This is a genomic window from Novosphingobium sp., from assembly GCF_019748365.1.
Taxonomy (GTDB): domain Bacteria; phylum Pseudomonadota; class Alphaproteobacteria; order Sphingomonadales; family Sphingomonadaceae; genus Novosphingobium.
In genome coordinates, this window is record NZ_JAIEPN010000108.1 from 1 (window position 1) to 7,683 (window position 7,683).

The window sequence follows — 7,683 nt, forward strand, 5'->3', positions numbered from 1 at the left end:
CCATCGTTGAGGCTTGGCGTCGTTCCGATGCCAGTCGTTAAGGGATTGGCTTTCGGGCGACTTTCGACTAGTGGATCAACGTCAACGGTTTAAGACCGTTGTCAACAGATCGCGCCGGTGCCCGAGAGGGCTTAATTCGGGAACACGGTGAGGAGCGGCCTTGGCTGATCCGAATCCGAGGCTGTCCCTGCAACTGTAAGCGGCGAGCGCGATGCACATCGCTTCCACCTTCGGGCGGAAGCAGCCACTGGGCCTTACGCTTGTCCAAGCGCGGCCTGGGAAGGCCGTGCATCAAGCTATGACCCGCGAGCCAGGAGACCTGCCGGCGTTTGGTCGCTCTTGCTGCGGTCCAGGGGATGGCCATGGCACGGTAACCTCCGTCTGAGCGACGAACCATTGCGGCTGGGGCCGCAGGGTTAGTCCTGCGCGGGTGAATTGTGCCCACTCGCGTTGGCCTGGCCGACCGTTCGTGCGCTCTCCCGACTCGCCTTGGGAGTTGATGGATCCGGTTGCCCCTTTTCGTCGCGCAGTTGCTCGGCACCAAGGGGGTATCCCGATGAAGAAACCTGTTCTCGTATCCACGTTTGCGCTGGCGCTAGCCAGCTGCCCGGCCTTCGCGCAGTCGAACCCGGGACAGCCTACAACCAATGACAGCGGAGAAACCATTGTCGTGACGGCGTCACGGTCCGGTGAGGCCGTGGCCGTAAACAAGCTCGGTGCGTCGGTGACGGTACTGGACAGCGAAGCGTTGGAGCAGCGCCAGACCCGGATTGTTTCGGACATTCTGCGCGATGTGCCGGGCGTTGCCGTGAGCCGCACCGGCGCTGCTGGCGGCCTCACCCAGCTCCGGCTTCGCGGCTCCGAGGGCAACCACGTCCTCGTTCTGATTGACGGTATAGAAGCTTCGGACCCGTATTTTGGCGAGTTCGATTTCGCCACTCTCATTGCCGATCCCGAAGCCCGCGTTGAAGTCCTGCGAGGGCAGCAGTCCTCGCTTTACGGTTCGGACGCGATCGGCGGCGTTATCCAGTATCTGACATTGACCGGGAAGGAGGCTCCGGGGGTCAGCTTGCGCGCAGAGGGCGGCAGCTTCAACACCTTCACCGGAAGCGCGCGTGCTGGCGGAGTGTCTGGCGATCTCGATTATGCTGTGTCTGGCGCTTACTATCACACCGGCGGCTATCCCACGGCACGAAATGGCAGCAGGGATGTCGGCTCCGACATCGCAGGCCTTTCGGCCAAGCTCATCTGGTCGCCGTCCGAAACCTTCAAACTGACCGGCGTTGCCCGCTACAGCTTCACGGAAGCCGATACCAACAACAGCGAGAACAATCCGGCGAGCCCGCTATTCGGATTCACCGTCGACAGCCCCGGCGTGTTCTTCAGAAACAAGGCCTTCTATGGTCTTGTGAGAGCTGAACTGATCGGGCTCGACGGCCGCTGGACGAACGCAGTGACAGGGCAAGTCGCGTTGAGCGAGCGCAAGGGCTTCGACGCTGCGGGCTTCGATTACGGCAACAAGGGTAACCGCTACAAAGGCTCGTTCGAATCGAGCCTGCGGCTGGGCACCGACGCCATCCGGCATCGCCTGACCGCCGCAATCGACGTCGAGCGCGAAGAATTCCAGAACACCACACCGTCATCCTTCGCGTTTCAGGGAAAAAGATCGACCGACAATGTCGGGATTGTCGGGCAGTATGAACTGCTGATCAACGACGCATTCTCTTTTGGTGCATCGATCCGCCATGACGAAAATGATCGCTTTGATGACCCCACAACTTGGCGGGTTCAAGGCAGTTATTCGCTCCCGACTGGTACCCGTGTTCGCGGTGCCTATGGAACGGGGGTCAAGAATCCGGGCTATTTCGAGCTCTATGGATTTTCCGATGGCCGCTATATTGGCAACCCTAACCTGAGGCCCGAGAAGTCGGAAGGGTGGGAAGCCGGCATCGAGCAAAGCTTCAGCGATGGCAAGGCCACCATAAGCGCGACCTATTTCGATAGCCGCCTGAAGGACGAAATTTTCACGACCTTCCCCGCTCCGACCTTCATAGCGACGCCATCAAACCGTGCAACTTTGTCGAAACAGCATGGCATTGAGGTGGCCCTTGCCGCCCGTCCAATTCCCCAGATCAGGCTGGACGCCGCCTACACATGGCTTCATGCGCGAGAAAACGGCACAGTCGAGGTGCGTCGCCCCAAGCATATCGGCAGTTTCAACGCGACAGTGTTCAGCAAGGATGAGCGCTTTTCGGGTACGTTGACAGTGCGCTACAACGGGCGTCAGACCGATGTCGCGTTTACAAATCCAAGCTTCATTCCGGTGCGCGTGTCCCTGAGGGAATATGTACTGGTTAACCTGAATGCCGAATACAAGTTGCGCCCCAACATTTCGTTGTTTGCGCGCGTAGAAAACCTCATCAACGAGCAATACGAAGAGGTGTTCAGTTTCGCCACTCCGGGCCGCGCAGGCTATGGTGGCGTTCGCGTCCGCTTCTGATGTTCCGCAAGGCGCTCTGCCTCCTTTGGATGATCTCCGTGCTTCCGGCTCTGGCCGGTTGCACGGAGCCGTCTGGTAGTCGCAGCCAGGCGGCAGCAAAGCCAGTCCATGTCATGTCGATGAACCAGTGCACGGATCAGCTTGTCCTGGCATTGCTGCCACCTGAGCGGATCGCGTCGGTCACTTGGCTGTCGCGCGATCCCGACGGCTCCCTCATGTTCCGCGAGGCTGCGCGTGTCGACATCAACCATGGAATGTCGGAGGAGGTCCTGCGCCAGAAGCCGGACCTGGTTATTGCCGGGGCATTTACGACGCCGGCAACACGCGGACTGCTTAAGCGATTAGGGTTTCCAATGATCGAGGTCGATCATGCGGAAACCTACGAAGATATCCGCAAGATAACCCGACAGGTCGCCAAGGCAGTAGGAGAGCCCGCTCGCGGCGAGGAATTGATCGCAAAAATGGACCGCCAACTGGCCGACCTTGCGCGCGATCCGGGCCCGCCGCTACGAGTGGCTGCGTGGGATGGTGCTGGCTTCAATGCAAGCACGGGGTCTCTCTATGACACTGTGCTCAAGACAGCCGGTGCGACCAATGTTGCCAACACACTGCAGAAGAGCAGCTACGGCAAACCGGATATCGAAATCCTGCTCCTTTCTGCTCCGTCCCTGCTGGTGAAAGGCGCCGGGGTAGGTCGCCGCCCGGGGCTTCGCGAAAACGTCGAGCGACACCCTCTAATCCGTCGCTACTGGGACGGTGACCGTACGCTGACGATCCGACAGGCGTACTACGTTTGCGGAACGCCGATGGTGACGGAAGCCGCGATGCAGTTGCGCAACGAACTTCGTTCAGCGGCTCTCCATGCCCGCTCTCCCCTTCCCTTTGCCGGTGGGAAATCGCTATGACCCGGTGGCTTGTTCCCATGCTGGTCAGTTGTCTGCTCGCCAGCGCTTTCGCTTCGGTGCTGGCTGGCTCCGTCTGGTTGACACCACGCGAAGCGTTTCAGGCGCTGGCTTTCGATCATGCGGATCTGGCTGGCCAGATCGTCACCCAGATCCGCCTGCCACGGGTTGTCCTTTCGATGGCCATCGGTGGCATCCTTGGCCTCTCGGGTGCCGTCATGCAGGGGCTGTTGCGAAACCCGCTGGCTGACCCCGGCCTGCTGGGCGTTTCGGCAGGTGCCTCGCTCGGTGCGGTCATCGCCATCTATTTCGGCTTTGCCGCCAGTTTTACCCTTGCCGCTCCGCTGTTTGGTCTGACAGGTGCATTCGTCACCACAGGCATTGCCTTCATCCTTGCGCGGGGAGGCGGTACCCTATCGCTCATCCTGGCCGGGGCAGCAGTCAGCAGCATAGCCAGTGCAGGCGTCAGTCTGGCGCTCAACCTCTCCCCCAATCCTTATGCCGCTTACGAGATCATGACCTGGCTGATGGGTTCGCTTGCCGATCGAAGCTGGGATCATGTCCGCCTTGCCACACCCTTTATCCTTGCCGGGGGTACGATGCTTCTGCTGACGGGCCGAGCTCTGGATGCTCTTGCATTGGGTGAAGCGCAGGCTGAAAGCCTGGGGATTGCGGTTTCACGAACGCGCATGCTGGCGCTGATCGGTACGGCCCTTGGCGTCGGAGGCGCAACCGCCGTATCCGGAACGATCGGTTTCGTAGGCCTGATTGCGCCTCACCTTGTCCGGCCTCTGGTCGCCCATCGTCCAGGCAAGGTGCTCATCCCGGCCATGCTGGTTGGAGCCGTTCTGGTAACCCTCGCCGACATCGCGTCGCGCACATTGGTATTCCGGGGCATGCCGCTAAATCTCGGGGTGTTCATCAGCCTGATCGGGGCACCGTTCTTCCTGTGGCTGGTCCTTCATGTCCGGAGACGCACCGCATGAGCGCGCTGCACTTTCATGGTGTTTCGGCGCGCCGGGGGCAGCGTCTGGTCCTTGACGGGATATCGGCGCGTGTTCCATCGGGCCATCTGACTGCTGTGATCGGCCCCAATGGCGCCGGCAAGAGCACCTTGCTGGACATCACATCGGGCCTCAAACGCCCGGTGCAAGGTTCGGTCGAACTCGATGGCAAGGACCTCCACCGCCTTGGCCGCCGGGAACTTGCCAAGTTGCGTGCCTATCTGCCGCAACGTGCGGGGGTTGATTGGCCGATCACCGTAGAGCGCGTGGTTGCGCTCGGGCTGACTCCGGCGCTGCCAGCATTCGGCACCATACCGTCCGCTCTGCTTCCCGCCATCGACGATGCACTGCTCGCCTGCGATCTGCTGGGTTTGCGGGATCGGCCAGCCACGCAATTGTCGGGTGGCGAACTGGCGCGGGCAATGCTGGCCCGCGCGATTGTCGGCGATCCAGCGCTTCTGATCGTTGATGAACCAACCGCGGGTCTGGATCCACGCCATGCCATCGATGCCGTCCAGCGTCTCAAGGCCCGGACCACGGCCGGGTGCACGGTTGTCATGGCGATCCACGATCTTGATCTGGCCTTGGCCTTCGCGGACTCGATCCTCGCAATCCGCGATGGGCGATTGCTTGCACACGGTCCGACGCACGAAGTCGTCACCGAAAGCCTACTCACCTCGCTCTATGACGTTCCGGTCCGGTTATCTCGTGACGGGGACGGCATTTCCGTCCGCTTTCTCAAGTCCGGGGTATCATCATGAACCAGATTTCCTTTGACGAACTGGCACGTCTCGCGTGCGACCCTGGCCATGGCTGGAGCATCGGCACATTCGGTGCGATCGGCGAATTCATTCGCGACGAGGATGAGCCGGCCACGGTTCAAAACGACCGCGACAATATCGAAATCGTGACCGCTCGCGGTGCCTTGCGGATCAGGCATTCGGATAGCTTTGAATGCCTTGCCTGGGATAGCCTGTCCTCTGATGGCGAAAGCTGGGGTCATGCAATGGCGCTCTGCGCGCCTCTGACTGGTTCGGTCGATCGGGCTGTCGTATCTTTGGGCGCCGATACCGACGCCATTCGCAGGGAAGACCAGTCGAGCCGCCTGTTCGACATGGGCGTTTGTAACGGCACCATAAGGATGTGCGCCCGCACTGACGACGAAGCGCTGATCGGGGCTCTCGAGGCTCTTGAAGGTCAGGACCTGCTGTCTTCGCCAACAGTCATGGCCGAGGTTCTGCGTGCGCAGCCCCACCGGGTCATGCTCTCGCCTGCCGGACGGATCGAAGTCTTCCAACCGATTCCGCCTCCGGATGGGAAATCGCCGGAAGGCCCGCACACCCATCTGCTTGCCAAGCTTATCGGGAAGGGTCGGCCACATGGCGCCAACGTCCCCATTCCGGATGGCTATCAGTCGATCCTGAACATTCACCCTCGCTCACCTTGGCGGAACGCACTGGGTGAACGGCACGATTTCGTGCCCGATACGGACACCGCCTTTTCACCTATGCTTGAACGCTTTGGCCTTGATCAGGATCGTGCCGTGGACGCACATATCCGCACCGCTGTGGCTGAAGGCGCAAACCCTGAATTCTTTGATTGGCCCGACACACGGCGGGGCCGAACGAAAGCCCGCATCGTCCTGCGCCGTCTTGCCGCTGCCGGTCACGAGCACGTGGGTCCCTGGCGCGTCTGGTTCGACCGCGCTCCCGTTGAAACCGATGAAACGGAACAGTGAGGTTGCGCCTGCAATTTCAGCGCGAACTTTGATTGGCATGATCGAAGTTTGGGTCTAGAGATATTCAATGATGATGCGGGTTTGCCCGTGCCATCGATGATCGCGCCGGTGCCCCCAACGGGGCTTAATCGGGAATGCGGTGCGGGAGCGTAGCTCCCAAATCCGCGGCTGTCCCTGCAACTGTAAGCGGATAGCGCGATGCACATTTTTCCTGCGCGTGCAGGAAAAGCCACTGGACCGCGCATGAACGCGCATCTGGGAAGGCGTGCATCAAGCTGTGACCCGCGAGCCAGGAGACCTGCCGGCGCTCTGGTCGCTCTTGCCCGGGTCCAGGGGATGGCCAAGGCACGGTACTCTTCCGTCTGAGCGACGAAGCTGTGCGGCTGGGGCTGCACGGCCGCGTGGTTTCGGGCGTCTGTCGCGCCAGCCCGTTGTCGCGCGCCGACCGGACCTGTCCGGCAAGCCCTGCCCGGTGTCGCTCTGGCGCGCGGAGGAACTGCCATGTCGGACCTGTCAAAGGTACCCGTCACGATCATCACCGGCTTTCTGGGTGCCGGTAAGACCACGCTGATCAGCCACCTGATCCGCAACGCTGGCGGACGCCGATTGGCTGTGGTCGTCAATGAATTCGGTACTCTGGGGGTGGATGGGGACATCCTACAATCCTGCGCCATTCCCGATTGCCCGGCGGAAAACATCGTCGAACTGGCCAACGGCTGCATCTGCTGCACCGTGGCGGACGATTTCATTCCCACCGTAGAGCGCCTGCTCGCGCTTGATCCGCGCCCTGACCATATCCTGATCGAGACATCAGGGCTGGCCCTGCCCAAGCCCTTGCTCAAGGCCTTCGACTGGCCGGCAATCCGCAGTCGCATCACGGTGGATGGCGTCCTTGCGCTGGCCGATGCCGAAGCGGTTGCTGCCGGACGGTTTGCCCCCGATCTTGCAGCGCTGGAGGCCCAGCGCGCCGCAGACCCGGGGATCGACCACGAAACCCCGCTGTCCGAAGTCTTCGAGGACCAGCTTGCCTGCGCCGATCTCGTTTTGCTGACCAAGGTTGATCTGGCCGGACCTGACGGAGTCGCTGCCGCAAGGGCAGCCATTGCGGCCGAAGCACCCCGCCCCGTGCCTGTGATCGAGATAGCCGAAGGGATTGTCGACCCTCGCGTGATCCTTGGACTTGGAGCTGCCGCCGAAGACGATATCGCTGCCCGGCCCTCGCATCACGACAATGAGGATGATCACGAGCACGACGATTTCGACAGCACCGTCATCGCGCTCGGCGAGATTGCCGATCCCGCCGATTTGGTGGCGCGTATCGAAACGCTCGCCCGCGACCATCGCATCCTGCGGGTAAAAGGCTACGCTGCCGTGACTGGCAAGCCCTTGCGCCTCTTGGTGCAGGCCGTCGGGTCGAGGGTTCGTCACCAGTACGACCGCCCATGGCGCCCCGATGAGCGGCGCCAGACCACCCTGGTCGCCATCGCCGAGCATGACGATATCGACGAGCCTGCCATTCGCGCGGTGCTGGCAGGCTAA

6 protein-coding genes and 2 riboswitches are annotated in these 7,683 nt (G+C 61.5%); all 6 genes read left to right on the forward strand.

Features of this window, described 5'->3' with window-relative positions:
- Positions 1–98: 98 nt before the first annotated feature.
- A riboswitch (cobalamin riboswitch) is annotated at positions 99–342 on the forward strand.
- Positions 343–556: 214 nt separating this feature from the next.
- The 6 genes from K5Q19_RS13530 (at position 557) to cobW (ending at position 7,683) form a co-directional block, all read left to right on the forward strand.
- Positions 557–2,500, forward strand: a complete 1,944-nt coding sequence (locus K5Q19_RS13530) for a TonB-dependent receptor (protein ID WP_039330622.1) — start codon at positions 557–559, stop codon at positions 2,498–2,500.
- A gap of 113 nt (positions 2,501–2,613) precedes the next feature.
- A complete protein-coding gene (locus K5Q19_RS13535; protein ID WP_160328032.1) occupies positions 2,614–3,405 on the forward strand; it encodes an ABC transporter substrate-binding protein in 792 nt (263 codons plus the stop codon).
- Complete coding sequence (locus K5Q19_RS13540; protein ID WP_039330624.1) at positions 3,402–4,388, forward strand: iron ABC transporter permease; 987 nt, start codon at positions 3,402–3,404, stop codon at positions 4,386–4,388. Before K5Q19_RS13535 ends, K5Q19_RS13540 begins: the two co-directional genes overlap by 4 nt.
- The gene (locus K5Q19_RS13545; protein ID WP_052241777.1) at positions 4,385–5,167 is read left to right on the forward strand and encodes an ABC transporter ATP-binding protein; all 783 of its coding nucleotides are present in this window, start codon (positions 4,385–4,387) and stop codon (positions 5,165–5,167) included. Before K5Q19_RS13540 ends, K5Q19_RS13545 begins: the two co-directional genes overlap by 4 nt.
- Complete coding sequence (locus tag K5Q19_RS13550; RefSeq protein ID WP_052241778.1) at positions 5,164–6,144, forward strand: hypothetical protein; 981 nt, start codon at positions 5,164–5,166, stop codon at positions 6,142–6,144. The genes K5Q19_RS13545 and K5Q19_RS13550 overlap by 4 nt, the downstream gene beginning before the upstream one ends.
- A gap of 89 nt (positions 6,145–6,233) precedes the next feature.
- Positions 6,234–6,465: riboswitch (cobalamin riboswitch) on the forward strand.
- A gap of 180 nt (positions 6,466–6,645) precedes the next feature.
- Entirely contained in the window at positions 6,646–7,683 is a 1,038-nt protein-coding gene (gene cobW / locus K5Q19_RS13555; protein WP_039330625.1) for a cobalamin biosynthesis protein CobW, read from the forward strand.

Coding starts and splice junctions, on each gene's coding strand:
- K5Q19_RS13530 (WP_039330622.1), top strand. CDS start 557: ATGAAGAAACCTGTTCTCGTATCCACGTTTGCGCTGGCGCTAGCCAGC.
- K5Q19_RS13535 (WP_160328032.1), top strand. CDS start 2,614: ATGTCGATGAACCAGTGCACGGATCAGCTTGTCCTGGCATTGCTGCCA.
- K5Q19_RS13540 (WP_039330624.1), top strand. CDS start 3,402: ATGACCCGGTGGCTTGTTCCCATGCTGGTCAGTTGTCTGCTCGCCAGC.
- K5Q19_RS13545 (WP_052241777.1), top strand. CDS start 4,385: ATGAGCGCGCTGCACTTTCATGGTGTTTCGGCGCGCCGGGGGCAGCGT.
- K5Q19_RS13550 (WP_052241778.1), top strand. CDS start 5,164: ATGAACCAGATTTCCTTTGACGAACTGGCACGTCTCGCGTGCGACCCT.
- cobW (WP_039330625.1), top strand. CDS start 6,646: ATGTCGGACCTGTCAAAGGTACCCGTCACGATCATCACCGGCTTTCTG.